The 20,463-nt window shown below is 68.1% G+C and carries 24 protein-coding genes; 9 read left to right on the plus strand and 15 right to left on the minus strand.

Features of this window, described 5'->3' with window-relative positions; all coding sequences use genetic code 11:
* Positions 1-141 precede the first annotated feature (141 nt).
* From ACIBTS_RS48080 to ACIBTS_RS48105, 6 genes are all read right to left on the minus strand, one after another.
* Entirely contained in the window at positions 142-1,005 is an 864-nt protein-coding gene (locus ACIBTS_RS48080) for a hypothetical protein (protein ID WP_399328133.1), read from the minus strand.
* 62 nt (positions 1,006-1,067) lie between these two features.
* A complete protein-coding gene (locus ACIBTS_RS48085) occupies positions 1,068-1,898 on the minus strand; it encodes a hypothetical protein (RefSeq protein WP_399328135.1) in 831 nt (276 codons plus the stop codon).
* Between the two features lie 190 nt (positions 1,899-2,088).
* The gene (locus tag ACIBTS_RS48090) at positions 2,089-2,877 is read right to left on the minus strand and encodes a hypothetical protein (protein WP_399328137.1); all 789 of its coding nucleotides are present in this window, start codon (positions 2,875-2,877) and stop codon (positions 2,089-2,091) included.
* An 88-nt stretch (positions 2,878-2,965) separates the two neighbouring features.
* A complete protein-coding gene (locus ACIBTS_RS48095; protein WP_399328139.1) occupies positions 2,966-3,349 on the minus strand; it encodes a hypothetical protein in 384 nt (127 codons plus the stop codon).
* A 181-nt stretch (positions 3,350-3,530) separates the two neighbouring features.
* Entirely contained in the window at positions 3,531-3,755 is a 225-nt protein-coding gene (locus ACIBTS_RS48100; RefSeq protein ID WP_399328141.1) for a hypothetical protein, read from the minus strand.
* 68 nt (positions 3,756-3,823) lie between these two features.
* Positions 3,824-4,336 (minus strand): hypothetical protein, encoded by a 513-nt coding sequence (locus tag ACIBTS_RS48105; RefSeq protein ID WP_399328143.1) that lies wholly within the window; start codon positions 4,334-4,336, stop codon positions 3,824-3,826.
* A 260-nt stretch (positions 4,337-4,596) separates the two neighbouring features.
* Between ACIBTS_RS48105 and ACIBTS_RS48110 the strand changes: the two genes are divergently transcribed.
* The 8 genes from ACIBTS_RS48110 (at position 4,597) to ACIBTS_RS48145 (ending at position 9,683) form a co-directional block, all read left to right on the plus strand.
* Positions 4,597-4,968 (plus strand): hypothetical protein, encoded by a 372-nt coding sequence (locus ACIBTS_RS48110; RefSeq protein ID WP_399328145.1) that lies wholly within the window; start codon positions 4,597-4,599, stop codon positions 4,966-4,968.
* Positions 4,969-5,113: 145 nt separating this feature from the next.
* A complete protein-coding gene (locus tag ACIBTS_RS48115; protein ID WP_399328147.1) occupies positions 5,114-6,244 on the plus strand; it encodes a hypothetical protein in 1,131 nt (376 codons plus the stop codon).
* 171 nt (positions 6,245-6,415) lie between these two features.
* Positions 6,416-6,781, plus strand: coding sequence for a hypothetical protein (locus ACIBTS_RS48120; RefSeq protein ID WP_399328149.1), 366 nt, complete (start codon positions 6,416-6,418; stop codon positions 6,779-6,781).
* Positions 6,782-6,865: 84 nt separating this feature from the next.
* A complete protein-coding gene (locus ACIBTS_RS48125; protein ID WP_399328151.1) occupies positions 6,866-7,363 on the plus strand; it encodes a hypothetical protein in 498 nt (165 codons plus the stop codon).
* Positions 7,356-7,655 (plus strand): hypothetical protein, encoded by a 300-nt coding sequence (locus tag ACIBTS_RS48130; protein WP_399328153.1) that lies wholly within the window; start codon positions 7,356-7,358, stop codon positions 7,653-7,655. The genes ACIBTS_RS48125 and ACIBTS_RS48130 overlap by 8 nt, the downstream gene beginning before the upstream one ends.
* A 128-nt stretch (positions 7,656-7,783) precedes the next feature.
* Complete coding sequence (locus tag ACIBTS_RS48135) at positions 7,784-8,251, plus strand: hypothetical protein (protein WP_399328155.1); 468 nt, start codon at positions 7,784-7,786, stop codon at positions 8,249-8,251.
* Positions 8,252-8,343: 92 nt separating this feature from the next.
* Positions 8,344-9,294, plus strand: a complete 951-nt coding sequence (locus ACIBTS_RS48140) for a hypothetical protein (protein ID WP_399328157.1) — start codon at positions 8,344-8,346, stop codon at positions 9,292-9,294.
* Positions 9,295-9,326: 32 nt separating this feature from the next.
* Positions 9,327-9,683, plus strand: a complete 357-nt coding sequence (locus tag ACIBTS_RS48145) for a hypothetical protein (protein WP_399328159.1) — start codon at positions 9,327-9,329, stop codon at positions 9,681-9,683.
* A 64-nt stretch (positions 9,684-9,747) separates the two neighbouring features.
* Here ACIBTS_RS48145 and ACIBTS_RS48150 read toward each other — a convergent pair whose 3' ends face one another.
* From ACIBTS_RS48150 to ACIBTS_RS48185, 8 genes are all read right to left on the minus strand, one after another.
* Positions 9,748-10,080 carry a hypothetical protein gene (locus ACIBTS_RS48150; protein ID WP_399328161.1) on the minus strand — a complete coding sequence of 111 codons (333 nt, stop codon included), beginning with the start codon at positions 10,078-10,080 and terminating at the stop codon, positions 9,748-9,750.
* A gap of 6 nt (positions 10,081-10,086) precedes the next feature.
* Positions 10,087-12,162 (minus strand): CHAT domain-containing protein, encoded by a 2,076-nt coding sequence (locus tag ACIBTS_RS48155; RefSeq protein WP_399328163.1) that lies wholly within the window; start codon positions 12,160-12,162, stop codon positions 10,087-10,089.
* A gap of 103 nt (positions 12,163-12,265) precedes the next feature.
* On the minus strand, positions 12,266-13,009 hold the full coding sequence (locus ACIBTS_RS48160) for a tetratricopeptide repeat protein (protein WP_399328164.1): 744 nt from the start codon (positions 13,007-13,009) through the stop codon (positions 12,266-12,268).
* Between the two features lie 517 nt (positions 13,010-13,526).
* Complete coding sequence (gene uppS / locus ACIBTS_RS48165) at positions 13,527-14,234, minus strand: polyprenyl diphosphate synthase (RefSeq protein ID WP_399328166.1); 708 nt, start codon at positions 14,232-14,234, stop codon at positions 13,527-13,529.
* 34 nt (positions 14,235-14,268) lie between these two features.
* Entirely contained in the window at positions 14,269-14,892 is a 624-nt protein-coding gene (locus ACIBTS_RS48170; protein ID WP_399328168.1) for a hypothetical protein, read from the minus strand.
* The gene (locus ACIBTS_RS48175; protein WP_399328170.1) at positions 14,889-16,145 is read right to left on the minus strand and encodes a DUF6545 domain-containing protein; all 1,257 of its coding nucleotides are present in this window, start codon (positions 16,143-16,145) and stop codon (positions 14,889-14,891) included. The genes ACIBTS_RS48170 and ACIBTS_RS48175 overlap by 4 nt, the downstream gene beginning before the upstream one ends.
* Before the next feature lie 25 nt (positions 16,146-16,170).
* On the minus strand, positions 16,171-16,719 hold the full coding sequence (locus tag ACIBTS_RS48180) for a hypothetical protein (protein ID WP_399328172.1): 549 nt from the start codon (positions 16,717-16,719) through the stop codon (positions 16,171-16,173).
* Between the two features lie 24 nt (positions 16,720-16,743).
* Positions 16,744-17,256 carry a hypothetical protein gene (locus ACIBTS_RS48185; RefSeq protein ID WP_399328173.1) on the minus strand — a complete coding sequence of 171 codons (513 nt, stop codon included), beginning with the start codon at positions 17,254-17,256 and terminating at the stop codon, positions 16,744-16,746.
* A gap of 347 nt (positions 17,257-17,603) precedes the next feature.
* On the opposite strand from ACIBTS_RS48185, the gene ACIBTS_RS48190 reads away from it, so the two are divergent.
* The gene (locus tag ACIBTS_RS48190) at positions 17,604-18,095 is read left to right on the plus strand and encodes a hypothetical protein (protein WP_399328175.1); all 492 of its coding nucleotides are present in this window, start codon (positions 17,604-17,606) and stop codon (positions 18,093-18,095) included.
* Positions 18,096-18,534: 439 nt separating this feature from the next.
* Here ACIBTS_RS48190 and ACIBTS_RS48195 read toward each other — a convergent pair whose 3' ends face one another.
* Positions 18,535-20,160, minus strand: coding sequence for a serine/threonine-protein kinase (locus ACIBTS_RS48195; RefSeq protein WP_399328177.1), 1,626 nt, complete (start codon positions 20,158-20,160; stop codon positions 18,535-18,537).
* Between the last annotated feature and the right edge of the window lie 303 nt (positions 20,161-20,463).

A 20,463-nucleotide genomic window follows, 5' to 3' on the forward strand; every position in this document is an offset into this window, starting at 1 on the left:
GACCGCTGCCGCCCGGACCGCAGCCGCCCTGGACAGGTGTGGACAGCTGACACAGGTGTCCAGCGCCGGTGGTGGCCGCCACCGGGAAAGCCCAGGGGGGGGGGGCGGCCGGGGGGCGCGGGGCGGGCGCGCCGGGGTGGGTCAGCGGCAGAGCTGCGGGGCGAGGGAGATCAGGAAGTCCGCGCCGATGCCGTGGAGGTCGATGGACGCCGGGGTCGTGTCGTGTGCGCGGGCCACGGGGTCGAGGGCCGGGGTGGCGTACCCGTACGGGCCGGGGCCGGGGCCGGGGCCGGTGCTGAACGCGAGTCCGCCCTGGTCGGTCTGCTCGACGTGCCCGTGCCGGGCGAGGACGGCGGCCAGGCGGCGCTGCAGACGGCCGCGGACGCGGGGGATCTGAGGGCGCCCGTCGGCGGCCGGGGGCAGGAAGCAGGTCACGGCCTTCTCGACGGCGCGCACCGGGCCCTGTATCTGGACGTCGGCCACGGGGTTCGTGCCATGCAGGGTGACGGAGTACCGGGCGCCGGACGGCGCGGCCCAAGCGAGGGTGGACGTGTTCGGCAGGAGACCGATCCGGTTGTACGTCGCCGCGCCCTGCATGCGCATCGCGTGCCCGATCTCGTTCAGCAGCTCCAGCCGCCCCATCACGCGCGGGCCGTCCTTCGCGGCGCGCCCGGCGGCCTCGTCGTCGAGGACGGGCAGGACCAGGCGCAGCACGTCACGCGCGATGACGGCCGGGCTCATGCTCTCGAGGTGGAGGTCGGGGCGGGTCGGCTCGCGGTCAGGGAGCTGCCAACCAATCTGCGTGTCCCAGGTGCGGGCGACCAGGACCAGGGCGCGGCCACCCTGCACCAGCCGGGCGGCGGGGTACCGGACGGTCCACCACGCGGTGTGCGGCTCGACGGTCCACGGAACGCCAGCGCGCTCCGGGAGGAGCGCGGCGACGCGTCCGGCGAGAGTCTGGGCGGGGCAGACGGGGCGGGCGGGGGCGATGGCGGTCGGGGTCATGGCGAGGGCCTTTCGAGGGGGCCGCGCCCCGGGAGCAGTCCGGGGCGCGGCCGGGCGGCGGGTCAGATCAGGTGCGTGGTGGTGGCGAGCAGCAGGTCGACACCGAGGGCACCGACCTGGGCGACCACGCGCCGGGTGTCGTCGGCGTGGTCGGCGGGCTCGTCCGTCGACGGGAGTGCGACGAAGCCGGAGGGGAAACGGCGGGCGCCGAACTGAACCTCGTGGTCGTCGACCGGACTGAGCCAGGTGAAGCGGTCCGTCAGGAGCCGCGTGAAGGCGCTTCCGGCGCGCTCCTCGTCGCGTCCGCCGTACGGGGTCCCGACGATCGACAGGAAGGCGTACAGGCCGCTCACGGGCCCGTCGTAGGTCAGGGTGATGGTCCGGTCCTGGCCGTACGCCCACAGCTCCCACGTCCCGCCCATGGCGGACTTCCACGTCAGGCCGGGGCCGTTCACGCCCGTGGCGGTGGTGACGATTGCGCCGAGGTCGAGCAGCGCGTACCCGACTTCCGACAGCTCCGCCCATCGGTCGGTGAGGACCTGGTCCCATCCCTTGGTGCGGCCGGTCTCGTGCGCCTGGTCGTGGTCGAGGTCGGGGAGGACGGACAGCATCATGCGGGAGGCGAGCGTCACGATGGCGCCCGGGTCGGTCGCGTCGACCACCACGTCGGGGTGGACGGGGAACATGCCGGGCCGGTCGGCGAAGACCTCGATGCGGCCCGCTTCCTCGGCCACGATCAGGGCGTGACGGCCGTTCGTGAGCCGGGATGTGGGGACGTTGTTGCGGATGCTGTACGGGGCGTGGCCGACGATCCAGCGGGCGCCCTGTCGGGCGGGCAGGAGCTCGGCGAGCGGCGCGGCGAACTCGGCGGGGGTGATGGCGGACACGGTCACTGCGGTGTTCCTTCGTTCGGGACGTTCCGGCGCGGTGCTCTCCGGCCGGGTGATGTGGTCATGCGGGTGGTGCTTGCGTCGCGCCCGGGGGCGGCTCGTACGTCCGGCCCCGGGGCGCGGCGGGCGGTGTGGCCGTTGGCCAGTGGGCCGGGCGGGAGCGGCTTGTGTCGCGTCCCGCCCGGCGAGCTGGTCAGCCGAGGGAGTCGTACAGCTCCCGCGCGGCGACGGCGGCGGCGTTGCGGTGGCTGTCGTCGTCGCAGGTGGCGATGGTGGCGCCGTAGTGGGAGACCATGCGGACGGCGGTGTGCGTGGCGCCCTGGTCGCTGACGTGGCACGGCAGGCGCCGGTGGGTCTCGTACGTCACGGTCGGGCCGTACGCCTCGTGAGCGCGGCGCAGCGCCATGGTGGTGCCCGGGGTCGGGATCTCGACGGCGGCCGGGACGGCGGGCCGGTTGGCCGGGCGGTCGGTCTTGAGGGCTTCCGACTCGGCGAGGCGGGCGTGCTTCCAGTGCAGGGTGAACGCGGCTTCCAGCGCGGCGGCGGTGCTCTCCTCCGTGGTGGTCGTCGCGGTCAGGTGGTGGCCGTGGAGGGCGAGGAGCCGAGCGAACAGGTCGCCTTCCTTGGCGATCAGCACGGGCCCGCCGGGGAGAAGCGACGGGGGAAGGTCGATGTTCTGGCGGCGCGTGACGTACTGGCCAAGGGTGACCGGGAATCCGGCGGCGGGGGTGTTGGCCGCGATGTTCTCAGCGTCCGTGAGGGCGAACCAGGCGTCGGCCGGGATCTCGTTCATGGTGATGCCGTCGATCACGGCGGGAGTGGAGGACCGGAAGGCGTCCGCGGCGGCGTCCAGGAGGTCAGCGATCCTCGTGAGCGCGGCGCGGCCCTCAGCGTTCGGGATGGGCGCGGGGGATGCGGCGCGGGTCCGGGCGATGGTGGCGATCGTGGCGGCGCGGTGGGCGGAGGAAGCGGCGTAGGACATGGGTGTCTCCGTCTACGGGGTGTGAAGGGTGTGGTGGGGTGCCGGGGCGCGGCGGGGGAGGGCCGCGCCCCGGCGGTCCGGCGGCCGGTCAGGCGGCGATCAGTGCGGCGCGGACGGCCTTGTACTCGGCCTTGCGCGGCTTGTACTGCGCGGCGATCTGGGCGACCTGGGTGCGGGTGTACCGGTAGGCGGTGACGGCGTGGCGCTTGAAGCCCTGGGCGGTGCGGCGGATGCGGGCCCGCTTGCCCTTGAGGCCGTTGGTGCGGGCGGTCTTGGCAACGCCCTGGAGGGCCTTGACGACGCCCTTGACGGTCGCGCGGTCGGCGCCGGTGGCGATGACGTGCGTGGCCAGGGAGCGGGCGGTGTGGCGGACGCGGCGGGCGGCGCGGGCAACTTCGCGACGGGCGGCGGAGGCGGCGCGGTGGGCGCGGACGCGGTCGCGGAGTGCGCGGCGGGCGGCGACAGAAGCCATGGGGTGATCCTTCGTTCGGGACTTGTTGGCGGTGCTCTCCGCCAACCCCTTGATAGTACAGCAATGAGACTCTTGGGCGCCGCAAGATCCCGGGAAGAATCGAAGATTTCGCAGGTGGAACGGGGAGCGCCGCGGTTCACGGCGTGCGCCGGAAGTCTCACGGCTGCACTGTCATCGTGGCCTAGAACAGCGTGTCAGCTTGCTCGGGGAACGTCGCGGCCGGCATACGGGCGTCGGGGGTGCGCGCGGCCGCCGACTCCTCCCCGAACAGCGGGACGGTGCCGCACTCGTCAGGGATGGCGGGGACGGGGCGGTCCGCAGCGTCCGGGGCGTCCGGGGCGTCGCGGTCGAAGTCGGCGGGCACCATGCGCAGCCAGTTGCGCCCGGGGAGCTTGGTGGCGGTCACTGCGGTCTCCTGTCCGGGGCCAGGCCGGGGGCGCGAGCAGTGCGCCCCCGGCTGGGGTCAACGGGCGGTCAGTCCTCGTTGTGCTGCGCCCACAGGGTGTCCAGGGCGAACAGTGCGGCGGCGAACTCCTCGGTGCCCGGGACGGCGTCGACCCGGGCGAGGAGCTTCCGCCCGGCCGCCACGGTGTGCGGGGTGCCATCGGCGTCCGTCCAGGCGTACGCCGGGCGCCCGGCTACCGTCGCGCACAGGTCGGCGTACTCGTCCTCCCCCTTGCACTGCGGCTGAACCCCGGGGCCGCACTGGCGGTTGCCCATCGTGGCGCAGTCCCAACCGGACTCATCCTCGTCGACGTAGCCGTCCCGGTTGTCGTCGCCCATCAGGTCCGCGCGCCCGTCGGTCCAGCCGTCGTTGTACGCCTCCACCACGTCCGCCTGCGTGGCAGTGGGGGCGGTCGCGAAGTCGGCCGGGGTGGCGTCGGAGGCGCCGAGGGTGCCCAGGGTGCCGAGGGCGATCACGGCGGCTCCAGCGGCCAGGAGCGCGGCGGGACGGGGGCGACGGGCGAGAAGGCGCGGCATGCGCATGCTGGTGATCCTTCGTTCGGGACTCCCGGGGTTGCTCGACCCCGGGCCGCCGGGTGGCGGGGCTCCAGAACGTACACAGCCGACACGAAAAAGTACAGCCATGAGACTAACCGGAGAACGGGCGCGCGCCTCCACCTGCATGTTTACGGATTCTTGCGGGGTTCCTGTTGCCCGCGAGTCGTATTGCTGTACTGTTCTCTCAGTGGTTCACACCGCGCCCCGGAGAGCAACCGGGGCAGTCCCGAACGAAGGAAGTCACCATGCCCGTGTCCCTCGACAAGACCCCCGCACCCCTCCCGGAAGACATGGACCGCGCCCCCGCCTACCGCGTAGAACTCCGCAAGTTCACCGCCCCGTTCTTCGTCGTCGCCGACACCACGGGCCGGTGGACTCCCCAGACCCCTGACGGCATCGACGTCCTGTCCGTCGAGCGGGCCGCCGACAACGACGTGGAACAGGGCCTCCAGCGCCTCGGCATCGAGGCGGTGTGCATCGAGTCCCCCGAGCTGGTCTACGTCGAGGTGCACGCCGTGAGCGCCGGTGACGCCGCCCTCAAGGCCCGTCGGCTCATTTCCCCCGTGCCCAGCACGTTCGAGGACATGATGCGCGCCTGCCTCGGACTGGACGACTGACCCACCGACCCGCACCGCCCGCCATTCCCCCGGCGGGCGGTGCGCCCCGCCCTCGAGGCCGGCACACGCCGGAACGGGCGCAGGGCGCACCGCCCCACCCCAGTCCCGGAGAGCAACCGGGACGTCCCGAACGAAGGAACACCCGGTGATCACTGCCATGGAGCGCGCCGACTGGATGGCGCTGCAGATCTTCATCGCTGCCAGGGAGCACAACGGCCGCGTCATCACCCACGACCTTGTCGACGCCGTCATGAGCCGCGACGCCGACAAGGAGCAGGGCAAGGCGAACAAGGAGATGGTGCGCCGCATCATCCGGAAGAAGGCGGCATCGGAACGCGTCCGGGTCATCTTCACCGAGGATGAGCGCTACTGGGCCATCCGCGAACAGCTCCACCACATGACCACCGACGAGGTGCACGCGCTCCGCGACGAGATCACCGAGGGCGGCGACGACGACCCGCGCGGCTGGGACCCGATCCTGACGAAAGCCATCTCCGTCCGCCTCTCCCACCGTCAGCAGACGCGCCGCCTGTGGAACTGCGCGCCGGTCTCCATCCGCCTGTGGCGCATGCCGCGCCCGGCCGCCGTCGAGGAGCGTCCCGCCCCCGCCGAGGAGACCGCCCCGGCCGCGCCGGACACCGCAACCCTGTACGCCGCCCTGGCCGCGTACGAGTCGACCGTGTACGCCTCCCTCGGTGGTGCCCCCCGCGACCTCGCCAACCTCGCCCGGCACCTGTTCACCCTGGGGAAGATCGCGGCCCCGGAGCACCACCTCGAAGTCGTCGAGTCCCACAACGCCGTCGAGGAGGCGTGGGAAGTGCTGCGCACCGCCCGCAACCTCACCGCCCGCAACGCCGCCCACGACCAGGCGCGCACCGCCGTCGAGCGGGCCCGCGCGGCGATCCTGGCCGTCGCCCCCCGCGCGCACCGCATGCACGGCACGGACATGCCCGGCACCGCCGAGGAGATCCGCGTCGCGGCCCTGGCGTACAACGCCGTCGACGCCACGCCCGAGGAGCTGTCCGCCGTCGCCACCGGCACGCCCACCGTGCGCGTGCACTGCCGTAGCGACTCCGGCACCGGATGGACCGTCACTGCGACGATCACGGCCGGACTGGACTCGCCCATCGGGCACGCCCCCGCGCACCCGCCGATCGTCCTGAAGTTCCGCAAGCGGGACGGCCGCGAGGACGCCGCCGAGAACACCCGCCGCATGTTCGGCTCCCGAATCCGCGTCGCCGTCCCCGTCGAGTACGTCCTCGACCGCCGTCCCTGACCCGCCCCGGCGCCGCCCGGCCGGAGGGGTCGGGCGGCGCCCCACGGGCCCATGCGCGCCCGCGCGCGTGTGGACGGTCCCAGAAGTCCCATAACCCCGCCTGTCTGCCTGTTGCCCGCTGTCTGGGCGTCCGGGCCCGCCGTGGTCCGTTCGCCGCTCCGAGGAAGTCCCATGTCTCCGCTGCCGTCCTGGCTCCACTCGCACCTGCCCGCCGCCGCGCCGTCGCCGTACACGTTCGAGTCGTTCGCCGACGAGGTGGCCCGCCTCTTGGGTCTCCCGCCGACCATGCGCACCGGGGAGTTCGAGCGCAGCTCCGAGACGGATCACGTCTGGCTGCTGTGGAAGCCCGACCGGTACGGCGCGGTGCTGCTGATGGACCGCCCGGCGGGGGAGCTGCGTCAGGCCCTGGTCATCAAGGTGATCTGGCACAACTCGCCGGACCCGGCCGACGTCGCCGCGATGGTCCGGGCGTACGAGCGGCGGGGGCGTGTCCAGTCCCTTCGGTCCCGGCTGGCCCGGTTGCTGCGTTGCGGCTGAGCCCCTGAGTGTGCCGGTCGCAGACCCGCGGCCGGCCTCCCCGCGGCGGAGAGCTTCCGCCGTCCCCGAGGAAGGAACCAGCGCGTGAGCGCGTACGTAGAGATCCCCCGCCCGTACGAGTCGGCCCCCGGGCGGTTCACCGTCGACCTGGTGTTCCCCGCCGCGTCGAAGCGCAGGGCGAAGCAGCACCACGACGTGGCGTGGACCCTGGCCGACGTCCACGGTGTGGAGGCGTCCACCCCCTTCAAGCTGAACCCCCGGTGGTCGTACTACAAGGAGATGTGCGGGACCGATGAGCGGTACGGAGGACTCGACGACCGGCGCCTGACGGTCCAGGGCGGCGCGCGGGCACTGGCCCGGTACCTGGCGGCCCTGACGCGGGTGTTGGACGCCGTGGAAGGTCTCGCCACCCGCGCGGTCCGGGTGTTCGGGGCGTGGAAGCGTTCTGTGGCCGCTGAGCCGCACTTGGAGTACGAGGACGCGTCCACCCATGCGCGTGCGGACCCGGGAGTTCCGTGCGGACGCCCTGAGCGCCCTGGTGCGCGGTCTGCGGGGGAGCGTGCCGAACTCCCCGGTGCGTGACAGCTCCCGGCCGTTGTGGGAGCAGCACGGGACTGTGGCCGCCGAGGTGTGGGCGGAGGTCGGTGGCGTCGACCTGACGGAAGCCGTGGAGGAGGGCGTCGCCGCGCACCTGGCCCGGATGCTGCCGGAGGAGCCGGAACAGGGCGAGTTGTTCGCCGTCCAGGACGTCACCGCGCGGTCTGTGCCGGCCCCGACGGGGAGCGTGCCAACGACGGCCGTGCCGGTGCCCGTCGTTTCCCTCCTGACGGGCGTACGGCGGGAGGACCCCGGTTGGTACGGCACCGCAGCCTGACCGGCCCCGCGTTCGGCAGCTCCCCCGCGAGTCTCGAATGGAGCAGCAAGGAGACTCGCGGGGGCGTACTGCGCCTATTCGTAGGGGCTACTACACACGAGAGTCTCATTGCTGTACCGTCTTCCTCGTTGGCGGAGAGCACCGCCAACGTCCCGAAGGAAGGAACACCGCCGATGAACGCCGTCCTGGCCGTAAAGCCCATGGAACAGCTCACCGCGCAGTACGGGCCGATGCGCACCGTGCTGAACTCCAGCGCCCCCACCGACGTCCCCCGCGAACAGGCCGACGTCTACCGCTTCAACATCCTCGGCGGGAAGGGCAAGCGAGAGTCCGTCGTGAACGGCGCGGACGGTAAGCCGGTCCTGATCATCCGGTTCGTCGAGTACATCGACCCGGTGACTCAGCGCACCCGGTACGGCGTCGACTACTGGTCGGTCCTGCGGTACTGGGCCAGCGACCACGAGACGGGCGCCATGGCGGAGCTGTCGTACGAGAAGGCCGTGCGCGACGAAGTCCGGCACACGCGGCTCCAGCTCGCCCCGGAGCGGTTCACGCGCGGCGTGGCCAGCTTCTACGACGTCACCGACGTCATCTGACCGGTCCGGTCTCCTCTCGCCGGGGCGCGACGTTCACGGCCGCGCCCCGGCACCCTCCCCCAACCGTCTTCCGCACACCAGGAGTCCGCGCCATGGCCCGCACCAAGACCACGTACCGCACCATCCACCCCGAGACCAACGAGGAAGTCACCTTCACCAAGGGCGGCCGCCCGATCCGCTGGATCACGTGGGGCGACTTGGGCAAGGGGTTGGTGCACTTCGGCTACAGCTCGCAGGAGACGTACGAGAAGGCCGTCAAGGCTCCCCGCTCGTCCAACCCGTACGCCAAGCGGTACGAGGCCACCGCGGCGACGGTCGTCGAGGACGAGACGCCCACCGCGAAGGCGCCCACCGTCGAACCCGTCGCCACCGAGGAGCCCCAGCAGCGCCCCATGCGCGCCGGGCTCACCACCGTCCAGGACTCTCCCAGCCCCATGAACCACACGGTCAAGCTGGACGGACAGATGATCGGCGTCATCATCGACGAGTCCGCCGCCAAGCTGTCCCGCGGCGCGTTCGCCGCCTGGTCCTCGAAGTGCCCAAACCGCGGCGGCATCGTCGGCTTCTACCCCACGAAGGAGGACGCGGCCGAGGCAATCGCCGACCTGTACGCGGAGGTCGGCCCCGGTGGCAGCAAGGCCCCGGGGTTCGCCAAGAGGCGGGCTAGGTTCCTCGCGCTGCCCACCGTGCGCCGTGACGCTGTCGCCCGTAGGGCCGCTCGCCTGTACGACGGCACCCGCACCGTGACCGCGTGCTGGACGGCCGCGCTGGAGTGGGACGAGGGCGAGCACCCCGGGGCCGACCCGGAGACCGGTGAGCCGGTCTACGTCCGCACGCACTCCGCGACGAGCCGACACCTGCCGAACCCCGACAAGGTCGGCCGCCGCACCCTGTGCGGGCAGGAGTGGCAGCTCGCCTCTTGGTACCGGCACCCGGGGACGGGGCAGATCCAGCGCCCCGAGAACTGGATGATCCGCGACCTCCCCGACTGCGGAGGCTGTGATCGGTCGCACGCCGCCCGGCAGGCCCGCGCCGCCGCGTAGCAGCTCCCCACCGGCCGGGGCGCGCCCCCAGCGTGCCCCGGCCGTACGTCGCCCCTCCCTCCCGCTCCACCGACCTCGAGGACTTCACCGTGCTCGCCACGATCCGCGCCCACCGTGCCCGCAAGGCCCGCTCTCCCCGCTGGACCGACCGCCGTCCCCGCCCCGCCAGCATCCGGTCGACGAGCACCACCGTCGGCGCCGCCCGTGCCTGCCTCGCCCGCTCGTACCGGTACGGGGAGCGCCGTTCGATGCCGTGGCTCAAGGCGCGTGTGGAGCGGGGAGAGAGCGCGCTGCGCTTCGGGGCGTACGGGCGTCCCGTCCCGTTCCCGCCGGTCGACCGTTCGATGCTCCCCCGCGAGGAGCGCATGGGCCACCCGCAGCGCAAGTAGCCGCCCGTACTCCGCCGGGGTGTGGTCATCGCTGCGCCCCGGCCCACGACTCTGTAGGTAACCATCAGGATTGTTCGAATTCCAAGCTCTTTTCTCTGATTCGGCCGTCTTCCATATAGGTGATCTCAATTCTCTTGAGTCGTCCTTGCGGGTCCTTGCGTCGGAAGGCATCCTTGATTGCATCGGTGGCTAGGTTTGTTAGGACGCCGGTCGGGATGCTAGCGATGAGTCCCACCACAGTTGGCCAGTCTTCGAATGCTCGTTTCTCCTGAAATTGAACGCTCCTCACTTCTTCTGAAATATTGATCTTCTCTTCGGGGCGGGGGTTGGCCGTGCCGAAAATCTCAAAGCACAGCGCGTCAGGGTCGCGTGTGATCAGTTTCAGTTCGACGTCCATTTCTCCTCATTTCGACTCGGAGAATTCTTCTCCATAAAGGCGGGCGCTTGGGTCCCCGACGACTAGCCAGGGGGACCACCACGCTGGATGCCACGGCAGTGCGGGAAAGCCGTCGATGAGATCCTTCACACTTTCTGGGACAGGGTAGATCTTCCGCATTGTCTGTTTGGCCCAAGCGACTGCGCAACCAACCGTCATCGGCCCGTCTGGTGCAGGCCAAGGGCGGTGTGGCTGGGTGCCTGTGAGAGCGGAGAGGAGCATATCGGCGAAGAGTGGTCCTGCTGCGTCTACGGCGGGAGCGACGCTGGTGACCGCAGCACGCGCGCCGGTCACCACCATCAGTTGGCGGATAATCCCGAGGAACTCGTTGCTTTCTTCCTTGGAGAAATCGCCGGCGAAGCACCCAGTGAGCAGGAGAATGTCTGCTCCGAAACTACGGCCCGGGCGCTTGAGTAGATCAACGGGTGTCGTCCAGGCGCCGTCCTGGGAGAGCAGAATGCCATGGCGCTCTGCGTGACAAGCAAGATGAAGTAAGCCAGCATTGCAGCCGCTATTGAGAAACCTGTGGCACTCTTCGGTCGTCAAACTGGTCGATGCAGAATCGCTTGCGAAGTAATTCGCCTTAATATTTGCAACTTCCATGTCGGCGAAACGCAAGGACTTCTGACGGTCTCCTCTGCAGGATACCCCCATGTAGGCCGCGTCTCTCCGGATGGGAGCGTGCTTGTGAAATTCCTTGCGTAGGTGGCATAGGACCCCAGCTGCTGGGGCGATTGCAAGCGTATAGCGATCACCGAGCAGAGCATTACGATCCGTTGGACTTGGTGCAGGCAACTGGTGCCATGGAATCCCAAGCAAGAGTGAGTCGGGGGATATGATCAGCGTCTGAATGTCGTCCGGGATGCGTCCTATCAGCGCAGCTGTGAGCGCTGGATCGATGTCTGAAAGCACTGTACCCTCTAGCGCTTCAGCGGCAGCTTGTCGGGCGAATGTGGAAAATTCCCCATTGGTGATTTCTGAGGAATAGTGCGTGGGTGTCAGCAGTGCGCGTAGGGGAGTGCCGCCGTTCCAGCGGTAGGTGAGATAGGCTTCCCCAGTGTTCAGGAACCCCTGCAGTTCTGACGGGGTGACAGGAGATGTGCTGACAAGCTCCGTTCGCTCAGGGTTTTCGCGCGCCAGTTCATCAATGCGCACCTGGATCTTACGCTGCGCCTCTCCGAGTGACTCTTCGTGGCCCTTCAGTTCCTGCTCCGTCGCATTGATATCTTCCTGTGGAAGCCCAGAGATCAAGAGCGCGCCGATGTTCCGCTCGAGTCTAGCCTTGTCGAGTTCCGCTTGCTCCTTCGTCTTTATGGCAGTCGACAGTTCCGTGTCGAGCGTTACAAGGCTATTCCATGCTTCATCTTGGAGATGCTGGTCTTGGAACGAACGCGCCTTGGGCGCCTCGATGAGCAGCCAGACAAGCGTGTCCCATAGGGGATGATCGCTGACTTCGCCCGCAACCCGGCGCACCTTGCTGGTGAGCGGGCGCACGCCATTGGCGATGATGGTTCTGTCCCATTGTTCTCGGTCCTGCGGCATTTGCAGTCCGGGCCGGGCGTCCTCATAGGCGTGCAACGCGCTGACTGCTGTTGGCATCCATTCGTCGGGGCTAGCAGATCTACTCTGTTCCACCGCGACTGTCATCAACGCCCCTGCGGCTTCCAGCGGGCGATCTGCTCGCCGGAAGGAATCCACTGCGCGCTGCAAACTGGGTAGATTGCGGGGGTCTGATGGGCTCCCAACTGCATCCTGACGCAGTGTCTGACCCGCAAGAGACTCAGCCAAGCCTTTGCCCCACCAGTCTCCAGAGATCTCAAAGCGTGCCGCTGCTGTAATGCATGTTGCGAAACACTTCTCGCGATAATCGGGAAGGATCAGGCCCAGCCAATTATATTCGTACGCTGCGTGATACCAAGCCTGGCCCGCCTGCCTGATATCTCCGACACCGTCGAACAGTTCGGCAGCGCGTTCGTACTCAGCCGCTCGTTTCTTCTGGACCTCGTGCATCTCTGCTCTTGTGGAAGCCTTTCCAGGATTCATGCACCGGGCCCTTTGGTATCGGCACAGTGCTTCCAGATGAATCTCATGAGAGGCTGCATACTGGTCCGCAAGATCCGAGAAGAGGTCCGCGCCCTCCTGGCTGCTATGCATGGAGCGCATCCCCCAGTCCACGGACTGCCAGTTCTTTCATGTGGGCAGCACCAGGCAGATTCTTTGTGATATCAATGACCTGCTTGTACTGGTCGACAGCCTGCGCAGATTTGTGCAACGACTGATAGCCATGGGCGGCGAACAATCGAAGTGCCGCCTCTTCGCTACGGTTGCCAACCTTGCGGGCGACGTCTGCGGCCTCCATTGCCGGGGCCACGGCCCCTTGTACGTCGCGAGCCGCCAACCGCGCCTGGGACCGATATTTGAGTGCCACGATTCGAAGTACCCGAAGCTGCGGGTCGACCACACCATCCGTGCATGACATGATTCGGTCGCTTAGATGAGTCTCATCCCAGCGCTCAAGGTCGCCAAGCGCCTCCAGCTTAGCCGCCGAAGCTTCAAGCTCGCCGGGGGTGGAATCAACCTCTTTGAAAAGCTTGATGGCTCTTTCGAACCATTCTAGGCTCTCCTCTTGGCGGTCTTGAATAGTGAGCGCGTGCGCGCAGCCGAGGAGCGCGTGAGCGGCCGGGGGATCGGCCCCGTTATCCTCAAAGAGCTTAGCTGCACGGCGAAGCTCAGCGAAGGCTTCCTTACCTTGTCCCATCTGGAACAAGATTCTTCCGAGCTCTGTCCGGGCGGCCGCTTCCTTGATCGGTTCACCAACCCCAGTCCATTTATCGGCCACAGCCTTGGTGACTGCCAATATCTGCTCGTTGTGGGGATCGCTCTTACCCACGTTGATCACCCCTCGGAGACATCCGCGAAACTCAGCTGAGTCGACAAGAAGGCGGCTGCTGTCTTGGGTGAGCACAACGCCCGCAGCGAGGCGCGGACTTGCAGAAAACGCCCTCTCGGGGGCGACGGTTCGTACTACTTTCCGTCTCCTTCCATCGTGCTCCTCTTTGGTTCATCCGCATCTTGGCGCGACGGCACCGGAGGCCGAGGCGCGCGAGGGCCTGAGCAAGGCAACACACCTGTTGCGGCTACACGGGCGCCTGGTCGCTCTGGCCAGACTTCGCCGCTCGAAGGTGGAACGAGACCCAATCAATGTGGCGGGATAACGGGCGGCAAGGACAGTCAGGCGATGGGCAAGGGAGCTTGGACATCTCGTCGTCGATCCTGGCGAAGTCCTCCACGATCTTCGCGGCGATGTCATCGACAGAACACAGACGGGCCCCAAGTTCGTCCTGGGGCCCTTCTGTTGTAAGGGCAATTCTGCCCCGCCCCCGTGAGGGCTGGCGTCGGCCCGCTGCTTATCGGCCGAAGGTCCGGCGCTGACTGGTGTGCACGGCTAGGGCCTCGGCGAGGGCGGCTCGGTCGTAGTCGGGCCACCACCGATCGTCGAAGTGGAGGGTGGCGTCGCATGCCTGCCAGAGCAGGAAGCCGGACAGACGTCGCTCCCCGCTGGTGCGGATGATCAGGTCCGGGTCGGGAAGGCCAGCCGTGGTCAGGTACCGCTCGATCGGCAGCTTGACCGCCGGGTCGTACTCCGGGCAGGTCGCTGCCTGGTGGGCTGCCCGCCGGATCTCGTCGTGCCCGTCGTAGCCGACTCCGAGGCAGACCGCCATGCCGTCCCGCTGGGCCGTGGTGACTTCGGCGTACTCGATCGCCTCCAGGAGCCGCGGAGTGGCGTAGCCGCGGAGGGCGCCGTTGTGCAGGACACGGACGGGGCCGGCGGACTCGTCCGCGGCGTCGTGCAGCAACTCGGCGATGACACTGACCAGAACGGCGACCTCCTCGATGTCGCGGAGGAAGTTCCGGCTCGACATGAGGAACACGGAGGCGGCTTCCAGGCCGAGCTCACGGCAGTGGGCGAGGGCCTGGTGGACGGCGAGGGCGCCGCGCCGGAAGCCATTGGCCGTGCTCACGCCCCGGGCGGCGGCCCAACGGCGGTTGCCGTCGGCGATGAAGGCGATGTGGCGGACCGGTACGCCAGGGGCGGGGTGCGTCGAGATCGTCATGGCCGGGTGATGTATGTGGCCGGATTGGTTTACGTCACGCCGTCAGCGCGGTGAAGACAAGGGCGGACGTGATCGTGCCCGCGGCCGCGCCCGCGATGGTCTGGGCGAGGGTGTGGTCGCGCAGGGAGATGCGAGACCAGGCGAGGACGGCGACGAGTGGGTATGCAGCCCAGACGAGCGGGCCCCAGGTGAGGGCGAGCATCGCGAGGGCGCCGCCGGCGACTGCGGTGTGCACGCTGATCTTCCACTTCCACACGGCGGTGGGGACGAGGAGGACAGCGAGAGTGGCGAGCATCGCGACGACCAGGGCGACCATCGCCCGGGGCGCGTCGAAGAGGAACATGCCGCCGATACCAGTGGCGACGGAGGCCATGATGACGGGGATCAGCAACTTCCTGCGCTGGACCTGACCTATGTGCCTGTCGGCCCACATGCCCGTGCGCATGCCGTACTTGATGTATGCCATGGGGATCGCCGCGGCGAACAGGATGGCCTCGAGCGCCCACAGGACGCCCGTGAACGGGTTGTTCTGAGCGAGGCCTACGCCGAGGCTCACCAGGATGATGACGTTCCGCGGCTCTGCCCGGTCGGTGATGAGGCGAGCCGCGCGGTTCTCCTCGCGGGTCGGAGCGGGCGCGGCGGTGGTGGCGCTGGTCATGCGGTGACTTCCTGGGGGGTGTTGGCGCTGGCAAGCCGATCAGCGGCATCGGCGAGGGCGGGTGACGTGTAGTGGTGAGCGACCCGCGTCAGCCATATGGAGTTGAGCAGCAGGTCGTTGCGCAGGGACAGCACCGTCCCGGGGCGCCGGGTGGCGTAGGGCTCGAAGTCGACTGCCTTCTTGCGGGCGACCCGCAGGCACAGGGCTTCGCGGGCGGCGCGGGCTTCGGCACCGTGGAGGCCGGAGGCGCGCGCCTCGATGAGAGCCTCACGGTGCAGGTCCTTGCCGACCCACAGCAGCAACTCGTGCGAGGCATCCGAGATGTCGACGACCCGCTGGTCCAGGCGGCCGTACAAGTCGCGGATGCGATGGCGTTCTTCCTTTGCCGAGGGGACCTCCTTGAGGCGGCGAACGACAACGTCCGGCGGGAGAACGGAGACGAGCTCCTCCCACAGAGGGCGGAGGGCGATCAGGCCGCGGCGTTGCCGGATAGCGCGGAGCACGGCGTCGACGGCGCGCACGGAGCTGCCGACGATGACGAACAAGATCGTCACGCCCTGGATGACCGAACCGCCCAATTGAAACTCCCCCTCGGAGAGCGGGTAGGTCCAGCCGGTGAAGCCGCACACGAGGAACGAGATCCGGTAGACGGGGTAGAACGCGCCCACGGTGGCGCCCAGGGCCATGAGGCGCATGCACAGTTTCAAGAGCCGGTCGTCTGTACGCCGGGCGACGGTGAGGTACAGCAGGATCGACGGGACCAGGGCGGAGCCGATGCTCAGTAGGTAGACCGTCAGGTGCACGGTGCCGGCGACGTCGCCGTACTGGGCAGAGGCGAAGTCGCGGGAGCCGTCGGGGGCGATGACGGCGGGTTCAGCGAACGGGAATGCGGCAATGGCCGCGATGCTGAACACGATCAGCGCGACCATGCGCGGCTTGAAGCCAACCCAGCGGCGCCAGGCCGGCTCTTGCTCACGCGGCGGCACGACGGACTCGACCCATCCGAGGAGGAGAGTGGAGGCCAGCATGACAACCAAGTGCTTGGGCAGTACAGCCGCGTCCTTGATGCCTGTGAGGGCAGCGAGGCCATCCTCGACGAAGGACAGGCGAAGGGTCGCGCCAACGGTCAGGGCGAGGAGCACGGCCAGGAAGGACCGTTGGCCCGGCGTCGTCGGCCGGATGTAGATGCGGACCGCGACCACCACCCACAGAGGGACGGTGGTGAGCAGGTCGATTATGTCGTCTCTAGGCACGAAGTGGCTTCCAACGGCAGGGGGGTCACAGGCTGCGGTGCAGCCTGTCGACGAGGGGGTCATGGTGCCGGGCGTCGCGGGCCTTGTCAGCGGCCACCCGGCGGGTGAGGAATGCGAACCGTTCGGCCTCGTCCTCGATCCGCACGTACTCCGGATCTTGAGGACCGTCGTGCGAGCGGGCACGACCGAAGAGGCAACCGCCGAGAAAGTCCGAGCTGAGGAACTGGTACGGCTCGGGCTCCGCCGGCGGGGGAGCGGCGCGCAGGACGAGCGCCGTGTGCCGCATCTTCTGGTGGCCCCACTCGTGGGTGAGGCTGTGCGTTGCCGCATCGCCTGTCAGAGCGGGGTCCACCCAGACGGCGTCACTGCTGGCGTCGGGTCGCTGCAACCACAGTGCGTTGGCGTGAAGACCAGGGAGCGGCGACGCGCCGCGCCACAGCTCCAGGTCGCGCCCGTAGTCCACCAGGTAGTGCTCGCGCATCACGGGGAAGAGGGAGTCCACCGTCAACGGGGCAGGGACGGAGATGCCCTCGAGAGCCTTTTTGATCTTTCGGTCGTAGGGGTGCTGTATCACCTGAGTTGAACACCTTGTGGGGGGTTAGTCGCTGGACGGAGCTACTCGTTCGTTTGCCTCGTTCTCCATCGCCTCGATCTGCTCAAGTTGCTGAGCGAACCGGACGACACGTTCCTGTCCACCCGGTGACAGCCGGCGAGTGGTTCGGGCCAGGACGGCGACAGTCTGCGGCTCAGGCTCTGCACTCAGGGTTGGACGCTTGGACTCCAGAAACCGTTGCACTTCCTTCACAACTTTCTGGGAGGTCTCGCTACGGCCGTTGAACACGTCTACCGGGAGGTTGAAGGAGTCGGCGATCAGTGAGGCGATTGCGAGGCTCGGGCTCTTGATCCCGCCCGTACGGAGCTTGCGGATGGTCTCGTCGCTGATGGCTCCGGCACCGTGCTTTGCGTTGATCGCGTTGGCGATCTCCTGGTTGGTGGGAAGGATGAACTCGCCGGGCTTGTCCGGGTTCTCCCTCGCCTGGGACTTGAGGAGGAGGTTGAGGACGTCGCCGAACGATGGCGGCTGTGGCTGGGCATGAGGCTCTGTGGTCACTGTCGGGTGGTCTCCTGGCGGGATGGTGAGGCGATCACCATAGCCCGAAACCACGGATCGGTGGTCGACGCGTAAGGTTGAACCACAGATCGTTTGACGTGTGCGGTGTTGTCGTTCTTTGATTGACCTCGGAGCGGCGCGTTCCGGCCTCGGAGTGTCGCTGCCCGCACTAACCACCCATGCCCGCGCGCGGGCTGTATGAGAGGCACCGTGTGGCCAACGCCCCAGGTTGGAGGCCACTTGCGCGAGTGCTCGCGACGCAAAAGTTTCACTGACGCAATACTCGGCAGGCCTACCCGCATCGAACTAACATTCGACTTCGCGCCACACGACGGGACGGACAGCAAGTGACGATCTCTCACGACTTCTCTCTGCTTTCGGCCATCGGCCTGCAGGCCATCGCCGCCAGACAAGACCCCGCCGCATCGCACGGGCTGCCTGCCGTGGACAACTCGATCGAGTTCCGGCTCGGCCCAGAGCACACCCCGATCCAGAGCATGCAGCGCGCACGCAGCTTCGTCGCGAGGGTCCTGCCGGCGCTCCTCGCTGCTGCACCCAACGGCAAAGCCGTCGTGGAAACGACGCTCGCCGTGCTGACTGAACTCGTCGACGTCACGGCCCGGCATCGCGCCAGCGTCGACCTGAGCGGCCGGGTCTCGTACGACGGAGACCATGTCCTGATTGCGGTCGGAGAGATGAGCCGCTCGTTGCCGGCGCCCGAGGAGGAGCCGGGGCTGTACCTCGTCCACCGTCTGGCCGACGACATTGGCCAGCATCGTGACGACGGCGAGGGATATGAGACCTGGGCGTCCATTCCGGTTCGGTCGAAGGCGCAATAGTCCTATGTAGCCCTGCATTCCTGCCCACTTGCCGTTTCGGGAGGCGCGTGAGCCTGCCGTCTCCCAGGCCGGCCGCAATCTCGGAAATTGGAGGTCAGGCACCACCCTCGGGCACGCCTCCGAGCGTAGCTGCCAGCGGCGACCGGGGATCGGACGGCATCAATCCGTCTACGTTTGGTCAGGGCAGTCGATGTCGGGCGGTAGTGCGTTCGAGGCGAATGACGACCTGCCGCAGCTTGGAATTCTGTTTTCTCGGGCCATCACGCCCAAAAATGCTCACCTAGGCCACCGAACGCCTATGAATGTGTGACGCACATCACGATGAGTGTCCATATGTTGGACACTCGTAAGTTCGCCTGACGCGTCTGCGTGACGGTGCGCGCCCCCGTCCCAAGGGAGCAACGCATCCCGGAGGCACGCGGTGTTGGCAGTGTCGTGGTTATACGCGGCAGCTGTCGATGTGGGTGACATCGCGGAAGTCGGCGATGACGGGGCTGGCCATGGATTCGCGGTAGACGACTACTGCGCGGCCGTAAGGCCAAGTGGTGTCGTTGGAGAAGTCCTGTGCGGCTTCGGAGCAGCCGTCGAACATCAGGCCGCGGATGTTGTCGGTCCAGTTGGCGTCGTCGTGGTAGTCCTGCCCCTCTGGGTACGTCCCGGGGCCGAAGGTGACGAACATGGTCTGCGCTTTGGGGTTGAAGGTCACAGTCACGCTCTCGCCCAAGTACTGCTGCTGCCCCTGAAATATGGAGGCCGTGTCCTTGACCAGACGTCGAGCGGCGGCCCTCTCCGCAGATGTGGCGGGCAGCCGGGCGGCGTACCATTCGTCGACGGTCGGCTGGGCGCTGTCGCTGCGGGTGTATGCCGGTGACGGGGCGCCAGCTTGCGGGTTTACCGACGCGAGTTGTGCCGCGGAGACGGATGGCGTGGGGCTGCTGCTTGGACGGCTGGGGGAGGGCTTCGCCGTAAGAGTAGGGGTACCGGTTATCGCTGTCGGCCGGCTACTTGGTGCAGAAGCCTGTTCCCGTGAGGCATGGGATGACTGGGAGGCTGCGACAGTGCCGCCGAGACCACCCAGAATGGCAGCGGCTGCTCCAACTGCCAGATACAGCCGGGCACGGCTGCGGCGTGACGGTCCAGGCCAGGCGGGTTCGTCTTCGGACGGCAGATCCCAGTGCAGGCTGACCAAATCGGATATCAGCGTGGGTGGCTGGTGGTCGGCCGGGGAGATGACGGCGGTTGCCTGGGCCGCGAGCAACGTGGTGCAGACGTCTTCGAGTTCGGCGGCACTCGGCCGGTCGGATGGCTTCTTGGACAGGGCCTGTTCCACCAGGCGTCTAAGGTCAGCCGGTATACCCTCCAGATCCGGCTCGGCTGACATGACGCGGAAGGCGACAGCGTCCGCAGCGCCGCTACCGAAGGGAAGACGGGCGGTCGCGGCGTAGGCGATGAGGGCTCCCCAGGCGAAGACGTCGCCTTCCGGGCCGACCGCGCCGGTTCGGTAATGCTCGGGGCTGATCCAGCCCGGTGTACCGGTCATCACTCCGGTGCGTGTGAGGGAAGTGCCGTCCAGGGCGTGGGCGATGCCGAAGTCCAGCACCCGCGGGCCGGACGGGGCCAGGATGACGTTCTGCGGTTTCACGTCCCGATGGACGATGCCCGCCGCGTGCACCGCGGTCAGTGCGGCTGCGGTGCCGGCTGCCAGCGCGTACAGATGCGCTCCGACCAGGGGGGCGTTGGCCGCCAGATGTCGATCGAGGGTGGGGCCAGGAATGAAGGGCGTAGCAAGCCACGGGGTCGCAGCTTCGGTGTCGGCGTCATGGACCGGTACCAGACATGGCCCTATGACCCGCTGCGAGAGCTGTACTTCCCGCCGGAAGCGAGCACGGAACTCATCATCCGCAGCCTGCGCCGGATGGATGACCTTGACGGCCATCCGCTCTCCTGCCGCGCTGAGCGCGGCATACACAGTGCCCATGCCACCAGCGCCAAGTCGTCCCACGATGCGGTAAGGACCTACACGGCGTGGGTCGCCCTGCTGCACTGGCTGAACACGGCTGGACACGACATTTCCCCCTGGTGATCAACGGCGCACATCGGGCCGCAGCAGCGATCAATCGTATCGTCTGCCACACTCTGAGCTGGTTCGACTGCTACAGAACTTGTGGCGGAGACGCTCCTTCGCATGGGGCAGGATGGGCAGCGTAAGTAGCCGTCAAGGTAGCCATGGAGAGGTGCATCCTGCGTGTTTACGCAGGTGATAGCGCTGCGGAGACTCTCCCCGGCGTACAGGCTGAGGTAGCCGAGCCGTTTCTGGATGCGGCGGCCCGCGTGCACGCCGTCCTCAGGCGTGAGGGCGTCCACGTCG

It is taken from the genome of Streptomyces sp. NPDC050121 (genome assembly GCF_044460385.1).
GTDB classification, from domain to species: Bacteria; Actinomycetota; Actinomycetes; order Streptomycetales; family Streptomycetaceae; genus Streptomyces; species Streptomyces soliscabiei.

Bases quoted from the DNA above. Each gene is read 5' to 3' on its own strand.
- ACIBTS_RS48080 (WP_399328133.1), bottom strand. From the start codon at position 1,005: ATGACCCCGACCGCCATCGCCCCCGCCCGCCCCGTCTGCCCCGCCCAG.
- ACIBTS_RS48090 (WP_399328137.1), bottom strand. From the start codon at position 2,877: ATGTCCTACGCCGCTTCCTCCGCCCACCGCGCCGCCACGATCGCCACC.
- ACIBTS_RS48095 (WP_399328139.1), bottom strand. From the start codon at position 3,349: ATGGCTTCTGTCGCCGCCCGCCGCGCACTCCGCGACCGCGTCCGCGCC.
- ACIBTS_RS48105 (WP_399328143.1), bottom strand. From the start codon at position 4,336: ATGCGCATGCCGCGCCTTCTCGCCCGTCGCCCCCGTCCCGCCGCGCTC.
- ACIBTS_RS48110 (WP_399328145.1), top strand. From the start codon at position 4,597: ATGCCCGTGTCCCTCGACAAGACCCCCGCACCCCTCCCGGAAGACATG.
- ACIBTS_RS48120 (WP_399328149.1), top strand. From the start codon at position 6,416: ATGTCTCCGCTGCCGTCCTGGCTCCACTCGCACCTGCCCGCCGCCGCG.
- ACIBTS_RS48140 (WP_399328157.1), top strand. From the start codon at position 8,344: ATGGCCCGCACCAAGACCACGTACCGCACCATCCACCCCGAGACCAAC.
- ACIBTS_RS48150 (WP_399328161.1), bottom strand. From the start codon at position 10,080: ATGGACGTCGAACTGAAACTGATCACACGCGACCCTGACGCGCTGTGC.
- ACIBTS_RS48155 (WP_399328163.1), bottom strand. From the start codon at position 12,162: ATGAATCCTGGAAAGGCTTCCACAAGAGCAGAGATGCACGAGGTCCAG.
- uppS (WP_399328166.1), bottom strand. From the start codon at position 14,234: ATGACGATCTCGACGCACCCCGCCCCTGGCGTACCGGTCCGCCACATC.
- ACIBTS_RS48170 (WP_399328168.1), bottom strand. From the start codon at position 14,892: ATGACCAGCGCCACCACCGCCGCGCCCGCTCCGACCCGCGAGGAGAAC.